Raw genomic sequence first — 16,955 nt, 5'->3', positions numbered from 1 at the left:
AAGCTGCCCGCATGGCTCGATCCCACCGCACCACCCGCCTCGCCTGCCTCGCCTGCCTCGCCGCGACACTTTGGCTGGCCGCCCTGTTTGCTGCCTTCTGGTGGTTCGAAGCCCGTTACCTGCGCCCCTTCGATGAGCGCACTGCGCTGTTTTCCGGCAGCGACCTGCGCCTGCCGGTGGAGCTGGCCGGCCCAGGCCAGATTCGCCTGGTGCACTTCTGGGACCCCGCCTGCCCCTGCAACGTCGGCAATCAACAGCACCTCGGCGAGCTGCTGGAGCGCTACCGCGAGCGTGGCGTGCAGTTCTACGCCGTGCAGAAGCCGGGCAGCCAGGGGCAGTTGCCGGAAGCGCTGCGCGCACTGCAGCCGCTGGCCGGACTGACGGGCACCCAGCAACTGCCGGCCAGCCCCGCCGTGGCGATCTGGGATCAACGCGGCCAGCTGGCCTACTTCGGGCCCTACAGCAGCGGCTTTAATTGCACCTCGGGCAACAGCTTCATCGAACCGCTGCTCGATGCGTTGCTGGAGGGGCGAAAGGTGCTGGCGGACAATAACCTGGCCAGCGGTTGTTTCTGCGAGTGGACGAAATGAAAACGGTCGTGCCTGGCGTTATCAATAGCACCGTCCACCCTTCACTGCGCATCACTCCGAGCGGCGTCACGTCCTGAGCAGGCCGCCTTGCAGTCGACGCGGATTGCCCGCAGCATGGCGACCCGCGCAAGATAAGGACGGCCGCATGAAACGCTTCCTCATCATCCTGGCGGCCGTGCTACTCACGACAGCCGGCAGTGGCGCCTGGTACCTGCACGACAAGCAGCCGCTGCGTAGCGGCGATCTGGCGTTGCAGCACCTCGGCGCGCCGGTTCAGGTGCGCTATGACGAGCGCGGCGTGCCACACATCGAGGCGCAGAACGAGGCTGACCTGTACCGCGCCCTGGGCTTCGTGCAGGCCCAGGATCGTCTGTTCCAGATGGAGATGCTGCGCCGCCTGGCCCGCGGTGAACTGGCCGAAGTGCTCGGCGCCAAACTGCTGCCCACCGACCGTCTGTTCCGCACCCTGCAGATCCGCGAGCGTGCCGACCAGCAGGCCCGCGAACTGGATCCCGAGAGCCCCCACGGCAAGGCGCTGGCCGCCTACCTCGACGGCATCAACCAGTATCAGGCCAGCCGCCCGGCGCCGCTGGAGTTCGACCTGCTGGGTATCGAGAAGCGCCCGTTCACCGCCGGCGATACCCTGTCCATCGCCGGCTACCTTGCCTACAGCTTCGCCGCAGCGCTACGCAGCGAGCCCCTGCTGACACGCATTCGCGATGAACTGGGCAGCGACTACCTGAAGATCTTTGATCTCGACTGGCACCCCGACGGCGTGCTCGACACAGCGTTCGGCAAAGCCGACTGGCGGATGCTCGACCGGATCGCCGCCCTGAGCGACCAGGCCCTGGCCGACAGCGGCCTGCCGCAGTTCGAGGGCAGCAACGCCTGGGCAGTGGCCGGCGCCCGCACCGCCAGCGGCAAGCCGCTGCTGGCTGGCGATCCGCACATCCGCTTCTCGGCACCGTCGGTGTGGTACGAGGCGCACCTCAAATACCCGGGCTTCGAACTCTACGGCCATCACCAGCCCGCAACCCCGGTGGCCTTTCTCGGCCACAACCGGGATTTCGCCTGGACCCTGACCATGTTCCAGAACGACGACATGGACTTGGTTGCCGAACGCCTCAACCCGGAGAACCCTGAGCAGGTCTGGTACCGGGGCCACTGGGTCGATCTGCAGCAGCGCGAGGAAGTCATCCGGGTCAAGGACGGCGAGCCGGTCACCCTGAAACTGCGTCGCTCGCCCCACGGCCCGATCATCAATGATGCCCTGGGCGACAGCGCTGGTGCCACGCCAATCGCCATGTGGTGGACCTTTCTGGAAACCGAGAACCCGCTGCTCGACGCCTTCTACCGCCTGAACCGTGCCGACACCCTGGCAAAGGGCCGCGCCGCCGCCGAGCGCATCCATGCGCCGGGCCTCAACCTGGTGTGGGCCAACGCCAGCGGCGACATCGCCTGGTGGGCCGCGGCCAAGCTGCCGATGCGACCCACCGGGGTGAACCCGGCATTCATCCTCGATGGCAGCACGAGCGCCGCCGACAAACCGGGCTTCCATCCATTCAGCGCCAACCCGCAGGAAGAGAACCCACCGCGCGGTTACATCGTCTCGGCCAACTTCCAGCCGCTGCCAGCCAGCGGTATCGAGATTCCTGGCTACTACAATCCGCCGGAACGCGGCCAACGCCTGAACCAACGGCTGGCCGCCCCGCAGGTGCGCTGGGATATCCACAATAGCCAGGCCCTGCAACTGGAAACCGCCACCGCTTACGGGCCCAAGCTGCTGGCACCGATCCTTGGCGAGCTGCGCGCCGCGGCAGCCGACGAGCAGGAGCGTGAGCTGGTCGAAGCCCTGGCCGCCTGGCAGGGTGATCACCCGCTGCAATCGCTGCCGGCGACGCTGTTCAACCAGCTCACCTATGAGCTGGGCCGCACGGCACTAGCGCCGCGCCTGGGCGCGCAGGCCTTCGAGCAACTGCTGTCGACGCGAATGATTGACAGCGCACTGCCACGCCTGACCGCTGACCCCGATTCGCCCTGGTGGGCGCGCGCCGATGGCCAGCCGCGCAGCCGCGCCGAGGCGGTGGCCGAAGCCTGGCGCGCCACCGTCGAGCACCTGCATGCCACCCTGGGCGACGACCCGGCGCAATGGCGCTGGGGCAAGGCCCATACCCTCACCCACCAGCACCCCCTGGGCGTGCAGTGGCCGCTGGATGCGCTGCTCAACGTTGGCCCACTGCCAGCGCCCGGCGGTCACGAGATGCCCAACAACCTGTCGCACCGCATTGGCGCCGCGCCCTGGGCCGTGGGTTATGGGCCCTCGACGCGTCGACTGATCGACCTGGCCGACGCCGATCACAGCCTGGGCATCAACCCATTGGGCCAGAGCGGCATGCCGTTCGACCGCCACTACAGCGACCAGGCCCAGCGCTTCATAGACGGTGAATACGTGCCGCAGCACCTGAGTACCGACGACGTAACCGCCCACACGCGCAGCACGCTGACGCTACGACCGGCGCCCTGAACGATCGGCGACGCGCCAAATCGCAGGCATGAAAAAGCCCGCCATGGGGCGGGCTTTTCGAGTCAGCCGATCAATTACTTGATCTTGGCTTCCTTGTACGCAACGTGCTTGCGGACGACCGGATCGTATTTCTTGATCTCGATCTTGTCCGGAGTGGTGCGCTTGTTCTTGTCGGTGGTGTAGAAGTGGCCGGTACCGGCGCTGGACACCAAACGGATCAGTTCACGCATGACAGTCTCCTTAAACCTTTTCGCCGCGAGCACGAAGCTCGGCCAGCACTACGTCAATACCACGCTTGTCGATGATGCGCATGCCTTTGGTGGACAGACGCAGACGGACGAAGCGGTTTTCAGACTCGACCCAGAAGCGGTGATGCTGCAGGTTCGGCAGGAAACGACGACGGGTTTTGTTGTTTGCGTGGGAAATGTTATTCCCGGTTACCGGACCCTTACCGGTAACTTGACAGACTCTCGACATACCTCAGCCCTCTAAACCACATGCCCAACCCGGCATGGGTTGGCCGCTTAATCTCTGTTTTTCGGCGCTGGGCGCCGCGTTTCTTCAGGGTCTTACCGGTGATAGATCGCGATCAAGCAACCGGGCCCCTAGAAAAGAGCGCTGCTTTATACCAGAAAGCCCCCACAGCAACAAGCGCAAACGCACTTTAAAATGCACGCCATTCGGGCGCTGAGCCCCAGGCGGCGGGCATGGACGCGAACGACCGCTCGTCGCCGTATTGCATTGTTAGCCTGCATCTTATCGTTTAGGGTCTGTCCACGCGTTAACGCGACCCTCTCTCCCCTAAGTATTTCATGACTGGCCCGCCGGATGCGCGCCGTTTCGTTCAGGAGATCACCATGCGCCTTGCCCTGTTGCCGCTGCTCGTCGCCCCGCTATTCGCCCAGGCCGCGACCCTGAGCGTCTGTACCGAAGCCAGCCCCGATGGCTTCGATGTGGTGCAGTACAACTCCCTGACCACCACCAACGCCTCGGCTGACGTGCTGATGAATCGCCTGGTGGAGTTCGATGCCGCCAAGGGCAAGCTGGTACCCAGCCTGGCCAGCAGCTGGAAAATTTCCGACGACGGTTTGAGCTACACCTTCACCCTGCGCAAGGACGTGCTGTTCCACCGCACCGACTACTTCAAGCCCACCCGCCGGACGCTGGAAGCCGATGACGTGCTGTTCAGCTTCCAGCGCATGCTCGACCCCAACCATCCCTGGTACAAGACCGCCGCCAGCGGCTACCCCCACGCCCAGTCGATGCAGTGGCCCGCGCTGATCAAGGCGGTGGAAAAGGTCGACGCCCATACCGTGCGCATCACCCTCAACAAGCCGGACGCGACCTTCCTGGCCACCCTGAGCATGGGCTTCGCCTCCATCTATTCCGCCGAGTACGCCGACCAGCTGTTCAGAGCCGGCACGCCGGAGAAGCTCAACAGCCAGCCAATCGGCACCGGGCCCTTCGTGTTCCGCCGCTTCCAGAAGGACGCCGCGGTGCGCTACACGGCCAACGCCGACTACTTCGCCGGCAAGCCCGAGGTCGACAACCTGGTCTTCGCCATCACCCCGGATGCCAACGTGCGCCTGCAGCGCCTGCGCCGCGGTGAATGCCAGATCGCCCTGTCGCCCAAGCCGGTCGATGTCGAAGCGGCGAGCAAGGATGCCGACCTCGCTACCGTGAAGACCGCCGCCTTCATGACCGCCTTCGTCGCCATCAACAGCCAGCACCCGCCTTTGGACAAGCCTGCGGTGCGCCAGGCCATCAACCAGGCCTTCGACAAGAGCAGCTATATCAAGGCGGTGTTCGAGAGTAGCGCAGAGCCCGCCAATGGCCCCTACCCGCCAAACACCTGGAGCTACGCCAGCGACCTGCCGGGCTACGCCCATGACCCGCAGAAGGCCCGCGAGCTGCTCAAGCAAGCCGGGCTGGCCGACGGCTTCAGCACCACCATCTGGACGCGCCCATCGGGCAGCCTGCTCAACCCAAACCCAAGCCTGGGTGCGCAGCTGCTGCAGGCCGATCTGGCCGAAGTCGGCATCAAGGCGCAGATCCGCGTGATCGAGTGGGGCGAGCTGATCCGCCGCGCCAAGGCCGGCGAGCATGACCTGTTGTTCATGGGTTGGGCCGGCGACAACGGCGACCCGGACAACTTCCTGACCCCGCAGTTTTCCTGCGCCTCGGTGGAGTCGGGCCTCAACTTCGCGCGCTTCTGCGACGCCAAGCTCGATAAGCTGATCGCCGACGGCAAAGCCATCAGCGACCAGGCCAAACGCAGCGCTCTCTATAAGGATGCCCAGACGATCATCCAGCAGCAGGCGCTGTGGCTGCCCCTGGCTCACCCGACCGCCTACGCGCTGACCCGCAAGGGCGTCGAGGGCTACAGCGTAAGCCCGTTCGGCCGTCAGGATTTCTCCAGGGTCAGCCTTAAGGACTGAGCCTGCCTCGCGCTACATCCAGCCGTGCTCGGCCATCGACAGCGGCTCGCCGTCGCCGACGATGAAATGGTCGAGCACACGCACCTCGACCAGCGCCAAGGCATCCTTGAGACGCTGGGTCAGCACCTTGTCGGCCTGGCTGGGTTCGGCGACGCCTGAAGGGTGGTTATGGGTGAGGATCAGCGCCGCGGCGTTATGGGACAGGGCGCGTTTCACGACTTGCCTGGGATAAACGCTGGCACTGTCGATGGAGCCGTGGAACAGCGCCTCGAAAGCCAGCACCCGGTGCTTGGCATCGAGAAATAGGCAACCGAACACCTCATGGGGCTCGTGACGCAACTGCGCCTTGAGGTAATCGCGCACCGCCTGCGGGCTCTCCAGGGCCGAATCACGGCGCAACTGCTCAGCCAGATGGCGACGGCCCATTTCCAGCACCGCCTGCAACTGGGCGAACTTGGCGGGGCCGAGGCCCAGGCGCTGACAGAAGCACGGCAGATCGGCCTGCAACAGCGCGCGCAGGCTGCCAAAATCGGCGAGCAGGTGGCGGGCCAGATCTACTGCACTTTGCCCCGCCACACCGGTGCGTAGAAAGATCGCCAGCAGTTCGGCGTCGGTCAAACTGGCCGCTCCCTGGGCCAGCAGTTTTTCCCGCGGGCGCTCTGCCGCGGGCCACTCACGAATGCTCATCAGACGCTCCCTGTCCATCGCTATGACGCCGGCCATCACTCGCCCGGCGCGCCGCTGCGCCGCTGCTCCCCTGCTGCCGCTGTGCTATCGTAGCCCGGTTTTTCGCAGGGCGCCGGGCCTGGGGAGGTCTCGGGCATCTGCGTCTGTAACTACACACGACAAAGGCAGAGTTATGCAGCGGCTGTATCGCAAACGCATCATCCTCGGCGTGGGTGGCGGCATCGCGGCGTACAAGAGCGCCGAGCTGGTCCGTCGCCTCAAGGATCAGGGCGCCGAAGTGCGCGTGGTCATGACCCAGGGCGGTCGCGAATTCATCACCCCGCTGACCCTGCAGGCGCTGTCCGGCCACCCGGTGCACCTGGATCTGCTCGACCCGGCGGCCGAAGCCGCCATGGGCCATATCGAACTGGCGCGCTGGGCCGACCTGGTGCTGATCGCGCCGGCCACCGCCGACCTGATGGCGCGCCTGGCCCAAGGCGTGGCCGACGACCTGCTGACCACCCTGGTGCTGGCCACCGATGCCCCAGTGGCCCTGGCGCCGGCCATGAACCAGGCGATGTGGCGCGATCCGGCGACGCTTGCCAACGTCGAGCTGCTGCGCAGCCGTGGCCTGAAGCTGTTCGGCCCGGCTTCCGGCAGCCAGGCCTGTGGCGACATTGGCCTGGGCCGCATGCTCGAGGCCGACGACCTGGCGCACCTGGCCGCCGACTGCTTCGAGCACCTGGCGCTGACCGGCAAGCACGTGCTGATTACTGCCGGCCCGACCCAGGAAAACATCGACCCGGTGCGTTACATCACCAACCACAGCTCCGGCAAGATGGGGTTCGCCCTCGCCGAAGCGGCGGTGGAAGCCGGTGCCAAGGTCACCCTGATCAGCGGCCCGGTGCACCTGCCAACGCCAGACCGGGTCAACCGCATCGACGTGGTCAGCGCACGCGACATGCTCGCCGCCTGCGAAGCGGCGATGCCCTGCGACATTCTCATCGCCGCAGCAGCGGTCGCTGACTACCGCCCGGAAGTTGTCGCCCAGCACAAATTGAAGAAAGACCCCAACAGCGGCGATGGTCTGCTGTTGCAGATGGTGCGCAACCCCGACATCCTCGCCACCCTGGCGCATCGTGATGACCGCCCGTTCAGCGTCGGCTTCGCCGCCGAGACCGAGAACCTGCTGGAGTACGCCTCGCGCAAGCTCAAGGACAAGAACCTCGACCTGATCGTCGCCAACGACGTGGCCAACCCGAGCATCGGCTTCAACAGCGAGGACAACGCGATCACCATCATCGATCGCGCGCTGCAGCAGACCAGCTTCGCGCAGACCAGCAAGGGCAAGATCGCCCGTCAGTTGGTGAGCTTCATAGCCGCGCAGCAACCCAAATCCTGACATTCATTTTCACGGAAATCCTGATCGCACCATGCACGCCTTACAAGCCAAGATCCTCGACCCCCGCCTCGGCAGTGAATTTCCCATGCCCGCCTACGCCACGCCCGGTTCCGCCGGCCTGGATCTGCGTGCCATGCTCAAGGAAGACCTGACCCTGGAGCCGGGCCAGACCGTGCTGATTCCCACCGGCCTGGCCATTCACGTCGCTGATCCGGGCCTGGCCGCGCTGATCCTGCCGCGCTCGGGCCTGGGCCACAAACATGGCATCGTGCTGGGCAACCTGGTCGGCCTGATCGACTCGGACTACCAGGGTGAGCTGATGGTGTCGTGCTGGAACCGCGGCAACACCAGCTTCAAGATGAGCATCGGCGAGCGTATCGCTCAGCTGGTGCTGGTGCCGGTGATCCAGGCGCGCTTCGAAGTGGTCGAGGAATTCGACGACAGCGAACGCGGCGCCGGTGGATTCGGCCACTCGGGTACCAAGTGATCCCCTTCTAGTTCTCCAGGAGACGTCGGATGAAAGGCTTCAAACGCGCGCCCAAGGAAGAACGCCCCGGCGACTCGCAACACGCTCCTCGTGGCCAGGCCAAAGCCTCGGCCGATCTGCTACCCGGCGTGATCGCTGCCGCCCTTGGCGTGGCCTTGGCCGGCGCCATCCTGTGGTTCGCCGCAGTGAGCCCGGCGCAGCAGGTGCAGCAGCAACAGCTCAACCAGGCCTGGGGCAGCAGCCAGGCCGCCAGCCTGCAGCAGGCTCTCAAGCAGCTCAGCGCCGACACCCTGGCCGCCGCGCGCAACCCGGCACTGGCGCAGGCGCTGCAGAGCGGTGATGAAGCCCAGCTGCGCAATGCCGAGAACGGCCTGCGCTACTGGAACGGCGTTGTCGATGCCCAGCTCAACTTGCCCGGCCAGGCAGTCCCGGACAGCTCGCGCGCCGCGCCAATGAACTTCGCCGCGCTGGATTTGCTGCGCCGCCTGGAAGCCGGTCAGGCGCCGGCCGTGGAAGCCTATAAAGTCGGCGAGCGCTGGCTGGCCTATAGCGTGGCGCCGGTACGCCTGGACGATAAACAGCCCATGGTCGGCACCCTGCTGCTGGCCGTCGACCTCAACCGCCTGCTCGGCAATCTGCCACTACTGCCGGCGGACGTCGGGCAGATCCAGCTGGTGCAACGCTTCGATGCCGGCGCGACTCAGGTGCTGACCCAGCGCGGCCAGGCCGAGGGCACGGCCCAGGCGTTCGCCACCGGCAATCCGCACTGGACGCTGAACTTCACGCCTGCTGCAGGTCTTGGCGCCACCGGCCTGTCGCCTGCGCTCCTGGGGCTTGCCCTGCTGGTCGCCCTGGCCGGTGCGCTAATCGGCCTGTTGCTGGTCAACCGCGGCCTGCAGCAGCGCCTGGCGCGCGACGTCGCGCAACTGAGCGAATTGGTAAAAGAACTCTCCGCGGGCAAAGCCGTCAAAGCCTTCAGCTTGAGCCTGCCCGCCCTGAATAACCTGGCGCAGAACCTGAGCCGACTGCCCCGTCGCGCCCAGGAACCCGTGGCGACTCGCCCGGAGCCCGCTGCCAGTGAAGCACCCAGTAGTCGCGTCGCAGCCAAGCCGGCGGATTTCGTGAATCCGCTGTTTCAAGACACCGATATTCTCGATATCGACATCCTCGACGACGACCAGGATCTCCTGGGACTGGAGCAGACACCGATCATGACCGCGCCGCAAGCCCCGAAACTCCCAGCAGACATCTTCCGAGCCTATGACATCCGCGGTGTGGTGGGCGCAGGCCTGACCCCAGAAACCGCCTACTGGATCGGCCGCGCCATCGGCTCCCAGAGCCTGGCCGAGGGGGAGCCGAACGTCGCCGTTGGCCGTGACGGCCGCCTGTCCGGCCCGAGCCTGGTGGAGCAGCTGATTCAGGGTGTGGCCGACAGCGGCTGCCACGTCAGCGACGTCGGCATGGTGCCGACCCCGGTGGTCTACTTCGCCGCCCATGTGCTGGCCGGCAAGACCGCGGTGATGCTCACCGGCAGCCACAACCCGCCGGACTACAACGGCTTCAAGATCGTCATCGCTGGCGACACCCTGGCCAACGAACAGATCCAGGCACTGAAGACCCGCATCGACACCAACGACCTGAGCAGCGGCGAAGGCAGCGTCGAACGCGTCGATTTGCTGCCGCGCTACCTAGAGCAGATCCGCAGTGACATCGCCATGGCCAAGCCGCTGCGTGTGGTGGTCGATTGCGGCAACGGCGCCGCCGGGGTGATCGCCCCGCAGCTGATCGAGGCGCTGGGCTGCAAGGTTATTCCGCTGTACTGCGAGGTCGACGGCAACTTCCCCAACCACCATCCGGATCCGGGCAAGCCCGAGAACCTGGTCGACCTGATCGCCAAGGTCAAGGAAGAGAACGCCGATGTCGGCCTGGCCTTCGACGGCGATGGCGACCGCGTGGGCGTGGTCACCAACACCGGCACCATCGTCTACCCGGACCGTCTGCTGATGCTGTTCGCCAAGGACGTGGTGTCGCGCAACCCGGGCGCCGACATCATCTTCGACGTCAAATGCACCCGCCGCCTGACCCCGCTGATCAGCGGCTACGGCGGCCGTCCGGTGATGTGGAAAACCGGTCACTCGCTGATCAAGAAGAAGATGAAGGAAACCGGCGCCCTGCTGGCCGGCGAGATGAGCGGCCACGTGTTCTTCAAGGAACGCTGGTTCGGTTTCGACGACGGCATCTACGCCGCCGCGCGCCTGCTGGAAATTCTCAGCCAGGACAAGCGCACCGCCGAGCAGGTGTTCGCCGCGTTCCCCAACGACGTGTCGACCCCGGAAATCAACGTGCAGGTCACCGAGCAAACCAAGTTCCCGATCATCGAACGCCTGCAGCGTGAAGGTCAGTGGGGCGAAGGCAGTGTGACCAACCTCGACGGTGTGCGCGTCGATTACCCCAAAGGTTGGGGCCTGGTGCGTGCATCCAACACCACGCCGGTACTGGTGCTGCGCTTCGAAGCGGAAAGCCAGGCCGAGCTGGAGCGGATCCAGGAGCTGTTCCGTTCGCAGATGCACCGCGTCGCCCCTGACGTCCAACTACCGTTCTGACCCGTCCAGCACTGGAGCCCCGCATGACCCTAGAGCGTGAAGCCGCCACCAACGTCGCCAAGGTGCTGTCCGAAGCACTGCCGTACATCCGCCGTTTCGTTGGCAAGACCCTGGTGATCAAGTACGGCGGCAACGCCATGGAAAGTGATGACCTGAAGGAAGGCTTCGCGCGCGATATCGTGCTGATGAAGGCGGTGGGCATCAACCCGGTGGTGGTTCACGGCGGCGGCCCGCAGATCGGCGACCTGCTCAAGCGCCTCTCCATCGAAAGCCACTTCATCGATGGCATGCGCGTTACCGACGCGGCGACCATGGACGTGGTGGAAATGGTGCTCGGCGGCCAGGTCAACAAGGACATCGTCAACCTGATCAACCGCCATGGCGGCAGCGCCATCGGCCTGACCGGTAAGGATGCCGAGCTGATCCGTGCACGTAAGCTCACCGTCAGCCGGCAGACGCCGGAAATGACCCAGCCGGAAATCATCGACATCGGCCACGTTGGCGAAGTCACCGGAGTGAACACCGATCTGTTGAACATGCTGGTAAAGGGCGACTTCATTCCGGTGATCGCGCCGATTGGCGTGGGCCCGAAAGGTGAGTCCTACAACATCAACGCCGACCTGGTGGCCGGCAAGGTGGCCGAAGCACTGAAAGCCGAGAAGCTGATGCTGCTGACCAACATCGCCGGCCTGATGGATAAGCAGGGTGAAGTACTCACCGGCCTGAGCACCGAGCAGGTCAACGAGCTGATCGCCGACGGCACCATCTACGGCGGCATGCTGCCGAAGATCAAGTGCGCCCTGGAAGCGGTGCAGGGTGGCGTGACCAGCTCGCACATCATCGACGGCCGCGTGCCGAATGCGGTGCTGCTGGAGATCTTCACCGATGTGGGTAATGGCACCATGATCAGCAATCGCAAGCGGCCCTGATCACGAGACGCAGAAATGACAACGCCGGCGCTGAGCCGGCGTTGTCATTTCTGCGGCATTAATTTCGCGACAGTTTTTATCGGCTCTGACTGTGAGATGGCGAAACGGCCGTTCGCGGGCTCGTGGGAGCGGCTTTAGCCGCGAGCTCTTTACGCCTAGCCAGGCATAATCGAGGCTAAAGCCTCTCCCACGAATGAACGGCCGCTTCTGCCTTCAATCCGCCCATCAACGAATCGCGTAGATATCCTTCTCGTTCGCTTCGGCGTATTCGTACAAGCGCGTCAGGTAGGCTTTCTGCTGCTGCCAGACCTTCTGCGCAGCCGGGTCGGCGGCAGCGGTGGCGTCGACTACCTGGGCGGAGACTTCCTTGAGCTTGGTGAGCACTTCGTCCGGCAGGCGGCGCACGTCGACGCCCTCCTTCTTGAGCTGCTCCATCGCTTCCATGTTCTTGGCGTTGTAGTCGTCGAGCATGTCGGCGTTGACGTCACGGGCCGCGGCGCGAACGATGGCCTGCAGGTCGGCCGGCAGGGTTTCCCAGGCCTTGAGGTTGATATCCAGCTCGAAGGTGACGTTCGGCTCCTGCCAGCCGGGCGTGTAGTAGTACTTGGCCGCCTTGTGCAGGCCCAGGGCCTGGTCATTGTACGGGCCGATCCACTCGGTAGCGTCGATGGCGCCGGTCTGCAGGGCGGTGAAGATCTCGCCGGCCGGCATGTTGACCACGGTGCCGCCGACCTTGGTCAGCACTTCACCGCCCAGGCCCGGGGTACGCATCTTCAGGCCCTTGAGGTCGTCGACCGATTTGATTTCCTTGTTGAACCAGCCCGCGGTCTGCACCCCGGTAGCGCCGCAGGCCATCGGCAGCACGCCGTAGGGTTTGTAGACCTCTTCCCAGAGCTGCATGCCGCCGCCGTAGTGCAGCCAGGCGTTCATTTCCTGGGCGTTAGGACCGAACGGCAGGGCGCAGAAAAACTGTGCGGCCGGCACCTTGCCTTTCCAGTAGTAGGGGGCGCCGTGGCCCATCTCGGCAGTACCGCGCGATACCGCATCGAACACTTCCAGGGCCGGCACCAGTTCACCGGCGGCGTAGACCTTGACCTTCAGGCGGCCGTTGCTCATCTGCTCGACCAGCTTGGCAAAGCGCTCGGCGCCCACACCCACGCCGGGGAAGTTCTTCGGCCAGGAGGTGACCATTTTCCAGGTGAAGGATTTGGCCTCTTCGGCCGGCTTGGCGGCGTTGGCGCCGGCCTCTTCCTTGCAACCGACCAGTGCCCCGGCAGCAATGCCGACGCCCGCAGCAGCCAGTATTTGGCGACGTTTCATTGTTAGCTCCTTTTGTTGTTGTAATGGTTCTTGCCCAGCACGCAATGCGCTGTCGCCGCCCGGTAGATCCGGCCTCGCGACACGCGCAAATATCGCTACATTAGAGGCAAGCTGCCATCAGGTATAGCAAAGCTGACTAAAGTCGTATGGCGATTGCTGTTTTACCGGGTAGCTGCCTAGAATCAGCCGCTTTTGCCGACACTCCCGATAACTATAAGGACGTCCCATGTCCAATTCGCCTTCACTCCCGCTGGGCCTGGCCAGAACCATCGACGCGATCAACAGCGCCCTTGGCAAGGCCTGCTCCTGGCTGACCCTGTTTCTGGTGCTCGGCACCACCATCGTCGTGGTATTGCGCTATGGCTTCGGCATCGGCGCCACCGCCCTGCAGGAAGCGGTGCTCTACGCCCACGCCTTGGTGTTCATGGGCGCCGCCGCCTGGGCGCTGCAGCGCAATGCCCACGTGCGCGTGGACATCTTCTACCAGCAGTTCAGCGGCCGCCGTCAGGCACTGGTCGAGATTCTCGGCAACCTGCTGTTCCTGCTGCCCCTGTGCCTGTTCCTCGGCTGGGCCAGCTGGGATTACGTCAGCAATGCCTGGGCGACCCATGAGGGCTCCAGTGAGTCGGGCGGCCTGAAATTCGTTTATCTGCAGAAGAGCATCATCCTGCTGCTGGTGGTCAGCCTCTCTCTGCAAGGCGTCTCCAACCTGATCAAGGCACTCTACGTGATCAGCGGTCGCCTGCCCGCCGAGGAGGTGAAACATGGCTGAGTTGATGGCGATTCTGCTGTTCGTCAGCATCTGCCTCGCACTAATGGCGGGCTACCCGGTGGCCTTCACCCTGGGCGGCGTATCCCTGCTGTTCGCCGGCATCGGCGTACTCACCGCCACTTTCGATGCCGGCTACCTGAGCGCCCTGCCCAACCGCCTGTTCGGCATCATGAACAACCAGACCATGCTGGCCGTGCCGCTGTTCGTGTTCATGGGCGTGATGCTGGAGCGCTCGCGGGTCGCCGAAGACCTGCTCGAATCCATGTCGCGGCTGTTCGGCACCCTGCGCGGCGGCCTGGCGATCTCCGTGTGCGTGGTCGGCGCCCTGCTCGCTGCCAGCACCGGTATCGTCGGCGCCACCGTGGTGACCATGGGCCTGCTGGCCCTGCCGACCATGCTGCGTCGCGGTTATGACCCGGCCATCTCCACCGGTACCCTGGCGGCGACCGGCACCCTGGGCCAGATCATCCCGCCGTCCATCGTGCTGGTGCTGCTCGGTGACGTGATGTCCAGCGCCTACCAGCAGGCGCAGCTAAAGATGGGCATCTTCTCGCCGAAGACCGTGTCGGTCGGTGACCTGTTCGTCGGCGCCCTGCTGCCCGGCCTGCTGCTGGTGGGGCTGTATATCGTCTACATCATCGCGGTGGCGATTCTGCAGCCGAAGAAGCTGCCGGCACTGTCCAAGGAAGAGCTTGGCGATGTCGAGTGGGGCCGCCTGCTCAAGGCACTGGTGCCGCCGCTGGTGCTGATCGGTGCGGTACTGGGCTCGATCCTCGCCGGCTACGCAACGCCCACCGAAGCCGCGGCACTCGGCGCCGTCGGCGCCATGCTGCTGGCCCTGTTCAAGGGCAAGCTGAATTTCGGCCAACTCCGTGAAGTGGCCTATGGCACCACCGAAATCAGCGCCATGGTGTTCCTGATCCTGATCGGCGCCTCGCTGTTCTCCCTGGTGTTCCGCGGCTTCGGTGGCGAAGTGCTGATCGAGGACGTATTCGCCCAACTGCCAGGCGGCGTGCTCGGTGCGTTCTTCCTGGTGATGCTGGTGATCTTCCTGCTCGGCTTCATCCTCGACTTCATCGAGATCACCTTCGTGGTGGTGCCGATCGTCGGGCCGGTGCTGCTGGCCATGGGGCTGGATCCGGTGTGGCTGGGCGTGATGATCGCCCTGAACCTGCAGACCTCGTTCCTGACCCCGCCCTTTGGCTTCGCGCTGTTCTACCTGCGCGGCGTGACCCCGCCGAGCATCCCGACCAGCACCATCTACAAGGGCGTGGTGCCGTTCATTCTGATTCAACTGCTGTTGCTGGTCATCGCGTACATCTTCCCGGGCCTGATCACCTGGCTGCCGACGCAGGTCTACGGCCCATAAACGGTCTGACCGGTGAAAACGCCCGTTTCGACGGGCGTTTTTCATGGTAAACGCGAACCTCGATGCCCCGTCGTGGCCCAACAGCCACCCCCTTTCAAGGAGCAGCATGCCCATGAGCACCACCCACGAACGCATTCAGCTGGGCGACCTGGCCTGCTGGCGCATCCGCCATTCCGGCGCCGAACTGCTGGTCAGCGAGCAGGGCGCGCAGATCCTGCGCCACCAGCCCGCCAGCGGTGAGGCACTGATCTGGCTCAGCGACGAGGCCGCCTATGCCGCCGGCAAGAGCGTGCGCGGCGGCGTACCGGTGTGCTGGCCCTGGTTCGGCGACCTGCAGCGCAACCCCGAGGCGATCCGCAACACCTATACGCGCCCGGCCGATGCCCCCGCCCACGGCCTGGTGCGTGACCGTGACTGGCAGCTGATCGGCCTGGATACCCGCGAGGACGGCGCGACCCTGTCGTTCGCCTTCGACACCGCCGCCCAGCCGATTGCCGAGTGGCCGTTCGCCGCCGAGCTACAGCTGGACATTCATCTCGGCGAGCGCCTGGCACTAAGCCTGACCACCCGCAACTTGGGCGACCACGAATTGCCGATCAGCCAGGCGCTGCACACCTATTTTGCGGTCAGCGATATCCGCCAGGTGCGCATCGAGGGGCTGGAAGGCTGCAGCTATGTCGACACGCTGCAGGACTGGAAGAACGTACGTCAGAACGGCGCGGTGACCTTCAGCGGCGAAACCGACCGCATCTACCTCGATACACCGCCCCAGCTGACCATCGTCGACCCGACCTGGAAGCGGCGCATCTTCATGCGCAGCCAGGGCTCGGGTTCGGCGGTGGTGTGGAACCCGTGGATCGACAAGGCCAAGCGCCTCTCGCAATTCGCCGATGACGCCTGGCAGGGCATGCTCTGCATCGAGCACGCCAATGTTCTGGACGATGCGCTGATCCTCGCGCCGGGCGCCGAATACCGCCTCGACGTGATGCTGTGGGCACAGCCGCTTTGAGGTGACGCCCAGCTCGGCAGTCAGGCGGCGCGGGTCAGCGCGTCGCCAGCCTGTTAGACTGCCGCGATGCACGCCCCTCCACCGGATACCCCGATGCACGCGAAGAACCCCGTAATCGGCTTGTGTCAGCAAGCCACCTTCCAGATCAGCGCCGCCAAGGTCGACCAGTGCCCGGACGACCAAGGCTATGAAGTCGCCTTCGCCGGCCGCTCCAACGCCGGCAAATCCAGCGCGCTGAACACCCTGACCCACGCCAGCCTGGCACGCACCTCGAAAACCCCGGGGCGCACCCAGCTGCTGAACTTCTTCCGCCTGGACGACGAACGCCGCCTGGTCGATCTGCCCGGCTACGGATACGCCAAGGTGCCGATTCCGCTCAAGCAGCACTGGCAGAAGCACCTTGAAGCCTACCTGGGCAGCCGCGAGAGCCTTCGTGGGCTGATCCTGATGATGGACATCCGTCACCCGCTGACCGAGTTCGACCGCATGATGCTCGACTGGTCTGGCGCCAGCGGTATGCCCATGCACATCCTGCTGACCAAGGCCGACAAGCTGGCCTTTGGCGCGGCGAAGAACGCGCTGCTCAAGGTGCAGCAGGAGATCCGCAAGGGCTGGGGCGAGCACGTCAGCATCCAGCTGTTCTCGGCGCCCAAGCGCATCGGTGTGGAAGACGCGCAAACCGTTCTGGGCCACTGGCTGGGCCTGATCGGCGAAGAGGAAGACGAGCAACCCCAAGAATAACCTCACTCCCGTAGCCCGTGGTCGAGCGTAGCGATACCCGGGAGCAGGATTGAGTGTTGTCGTACTTATCAGCGCCTCTTGGGTATCGCTGCACTCAACGCCAAG

At 64.9% G+C, this 16,955-nt stretch carries 15 protein-coding genes; 11 read left to right on the top strand and 4 right to left on the bottom strand.

Annotated elements, in window-relative coordinates; genetic code table 11:
* The first annotated feature begins 11 nt into the window (after positions 1-11).
* Positions 12-590: a DUF6436 domain-containing protein gene (locus PVA39_RS01500; protein WP_274122497.1), complete on the top strand. Its 579-nt coding sequence runs from the start codon at positions 12-14 to the stop codon at positions 588-590.
* A gap of 145 nt (positions 591-735) precedes the next feature.
* Complete coding sequence (locus tag PVA39_RS01495) at positions 736-3,114, top strand: penicillin acylase family protein (RefSeq protein ID WP_274122496.1); 2,379 nt, start codon at positions 736-738, stop codon at positions 3,112-3,114.
* A gap of 74 nt (positions 3,115-3,188) precedes the next feature.
* Here the strand turns inward: PVA39_RS01495 and rpmG are convergent, their stop codons facing one another.
* Both rpmG and rpmB read right to left on the bottom strand, forming a co-directional pair.
* Positions 3,189-3,344 (bottom strand): 50S ribosomal protein L33, encoded by a 156-nt coding sequence (rpmG, locus tag PVA39_RS01490; RefSeq protein WP_013793373.1) that lies wholly within the window; start codon positions 3,342-3,344, stop codon positions 3,189-3,191.
* 10 nt (positions 3,345-3,354) lie between these two features.
* Complete coding sequence (rpmB, locus tag PVA39_RS01485) at positions 3,355-3,591, bottom strand: 50S ribosomal protein L28 (protein WP_013793374.1); 237 nt, start codon at positions 3,589-3,591, stop codon at positions 3,355-3,357.
* Positions 3,592-3,971: 380 nt separating this feature from the next.
* On the opposite strand from rpmB, the gene PVA39_RS01480 reads away from it, so the two are divergent.
* Entirely contained in the window at positions 3,972-5,552 is a 1,581-nt protein-coding gene (locus PVA39_RS01480) for an ABC transporter substrate-binding protein (RefSeq protein ID WP_274122495.1), read from the top strand.
* Positions 5,553-5,564: 12 nt separating this feature from the next.
* Here the strand turns inward: PVA39_RS01480 and radC are convergent, their stop codons facing one another.
* Positions 5,565-6,239 (bottom strand): RadC family protein, encoded by a 675-nt coding sequence (radC, locus tag PVA39_RS01475; RefSeq protein ID WP_274122493.1) that lies wholly within the window; start codon positions 6,237-6,239, stop codon positions 5,565-5,567.
* Positions 6,240-6,411: 172 nt separating this feature from the next.
* On the opposite strand from radC, the gene coaBC reads away from it, so the two are divergent.
* From coaBC to argB, 4 genes are all read left to right on the top strand, one after another.
* Positions 6,412-7,620: a bifunctional phosphopantothenoylcysteine decarboxylase/phosphopantothenate--cysteine ligase CoaBC gene (gene coaBC, locus PVA39_RS01470; RefSeq protein ID WP_147176305.1), complete on the top strand. Its 1,209-nt coding sequence runs from the start codon at positions 6,412-6,414 to the stop codon at positions 7,618-7,620.
* A gap of 31 nt (positions 7,621-7,651) precedes the next feature.
* Positions 7,652-8,107 (top strand): dUTP diphosphatase, encoded by a 456-nt coding sequence (dut, locus tag PVA39_RS01465; protein WP_147176304.1) that lies wholly within the window; start codon positions 7,652-7,654, stop codon positions 8,105-8,107.
* Positions 8,108-9,318: 1,211 nt separating this feature from the next.
* Complete coding sequence (gene algC, locus PVA39_RS01460) at positions 9,319-10,710, top strand: phosphomannomutase/phosphoglucomutase (protein ID WP_218571901.1); 1,392 nt, start codon at positions 9,319-9,321, stop codon at positions 10,708-10,710.
* A gap of 23 nt (positions 10,711-10,733) precedes the next feature.
* Positions 10,734-11,639, top strand: coding sequence for an acetylglutamate kinase (gene argB / locus PVA39_RS01455; protein WP_027908549.1), 906 nt, complete (start codon positions 10,734-10,736; stop codon positions 11,637-11,639).
* Between the two features lie 225 nt (positions 11,640-11,864).
* On the opposite strand, the gene PVA39_RS01450 is transcribed toward argB, so the two are convergent.
* Positions 11,865-12,959, bottom strand: a complete 1,095-nt coding sequence (locus PVA39_RS01450) for a TRAP transporter substrate-binding protein (protein WP_274122492.1) — start codon at positions 12,957-12,959, stop codon at positions 11,865-11,867.
* Positions 12,960-13,185: 226 nt separating this feature from the next.
* Between PVA39_RS01450 and PVA39_RS01445 the strand changes: the two genes are divergently transcribed.
* From PVA39_RS01445 to yihA, 4 genes are all read left to right on the top strand, one after another.
* Positions 13,186-13,731 carry a TRAP transporter small permease subunit gene (locus PVA39_RS01445; protein WP_274122491.1) on the top strand — a complete coding sequence of 182 codons (546 nt, stop codon included), beginning with the start codon at positions 13,186-13,188 and terminating at the stop codon, positions 13,729-13,731.
* Positions 13,724-15,100, top strand: coding sequence for a TRAP transporter large permease (locus PVA39_RS01440; RefSeq protein ID WP_274122489.1), 1,377 nt, complete (start codon positions 13,724-13,726; stop codon positions 15,098-15,100). Before PVA39_RS01445 ends, PVA39_RS01440 begins: the two co-directional genes overlap by 8 nt.
* Before the next feature lie 112 nt (positions 15,101-15,212).
* Positions 15,213-16,109 (top strand): D-hexose-6-phosphate mutarotase, encoded by an 897-nt coding sequence (locus tag PVA39_RS01435; protein WP_274122488.1) that lies wholly within the window; start codon positions 15,213-15,215, stop codon positions 16,107-16,109.
* Between the two features lie 93 nt (positions 16,110-16,202).
* Complete coding sequence (yihA, locus tag PVA39_RS01430) at positions 16,203-16,850, top strand: ribosome biogenesis GTP-binding protein YihA/YsxC (protein ID WP_274122486.1); 648 nt, start codon at positions 16,203-16,205, stop codon at positions 16,848-16,850.
* The last annotated feature ends 105 nt before the right edge of the window (positions 16,851-16,955 follow it).

The organism is Pseudomonas sp. CNPSo 3701, assembly GCF_028674975.1.
In the GTDB taxonomy this organism is placed as follows: domain Bacteria; phylum Pseudomonadota; class Gammaproteobacteria; order Pseudomonadales; family Pseudomonadaceae; genus Aquipseudomonas; species Aquipseudomonas straminea.
Note: the sequence above shows the minus strand (reverse complement) of the source record. Positions and strands in the feature narration are given on the sequence as shown.

Coding starts and splice junctions, on each gene's coding strand:
- PVA39_RS01500 (WP_274122497.1), top strand. CDS start 12: ATGGCTCGATCCCACCGCACCACCCGCCTCGCCTGCCTCGCCTGCCTC.
- PVA39_RS01495 (WP_274122496.1), top strand. CDS start 736: ATGAAACGCTTCCTCATCATCCTGGCGGCCGTGCTACTCACGACAGCC.
- rpmG (WP_013793373.1), bottom strand. CDS start 3,344: ATGCGTGAACTGATCCGTTTGGTGTCCAGCGCCGGTACCGGCCACTTC.
- rpmB (WP_013793374.1), bottom strand. CDS start 3,591: ATGTCGAGAGTCTGTCAAGTTACCGGTAAGGGTCCGGTAACCGGGAAT.
- PVA39_RS01480 (WP_274122495.1), top strand. CDS start 3,972: ATGCGCCTTGCCCTGTTGCCGCTGCTCGTCGCCCCGCTATTCGCCCAG.
- radC (WP_274122493.1), bottom strand. CDS start 6,239: ATGAGCATTCGTGAGTGGCCCGCGGCAGAGCGCCCGCGGGAAAAACTG.
- coaBC (WP_147176305.1), top strand. CDS start 6,412: ATGCAGCGGCTGTATCGCAAACGCATCATCCTCGGCGTGGGTGGCGGC.
- dut (WP_147176304.1), top strand. CDS start 7,652: ATGCACGCCTTACAAGCCAAGATCCTCGACCCCCGCCTCGGCAGTGAA.
- algC (WP_218571901.1), top strand. CDS start 9,319: ATGACCGCGCCGCAAGCCCCGAAACTCCCAGCAGACATCTTCCGAGCC.
- argB (WP_027908549.1), top strand. CDS start 10,734: ATGACCCTAGAGCGTGAAGCCGCCACCAACGTCGCCAAGGTGCTGTCC.
- PVA39_RS01450 (WP_274122492.1), bottom strand. CDS start 12,959: ATGAAACGTCGCCAAATACTGGCTGCTGCGGGCGTCGGCATTGCTGCC.
- PVA39_RS01445 (WP_274122491.1), top strand. CDS start 13,186: ATGTCCAATTCGCCTTCACTCCCGCTGGGCCTGGCCAGAACCATCGAC.
- PVA39_RS01440 (WP_274122489.1), top strand. CDS start 13,724: ATGGCTGAGTTGATGGCGATTCTGCTGTTCGTCAGCATCTGCCTCGCA.
- PVA39_RS01435 (WP_274122488.1), top strand. CDS start 15,213: ATGAGCACCACCCACGAACGCATTCAGCTGGGCGACCTGGCCTGCTGG.
- yihA (WP_274122486.1), top strand. CDS start 16,203: ATGCACGCGAAGAACCCCGTAATCGGCTTGTGTCAGCAAGCCACCTTC.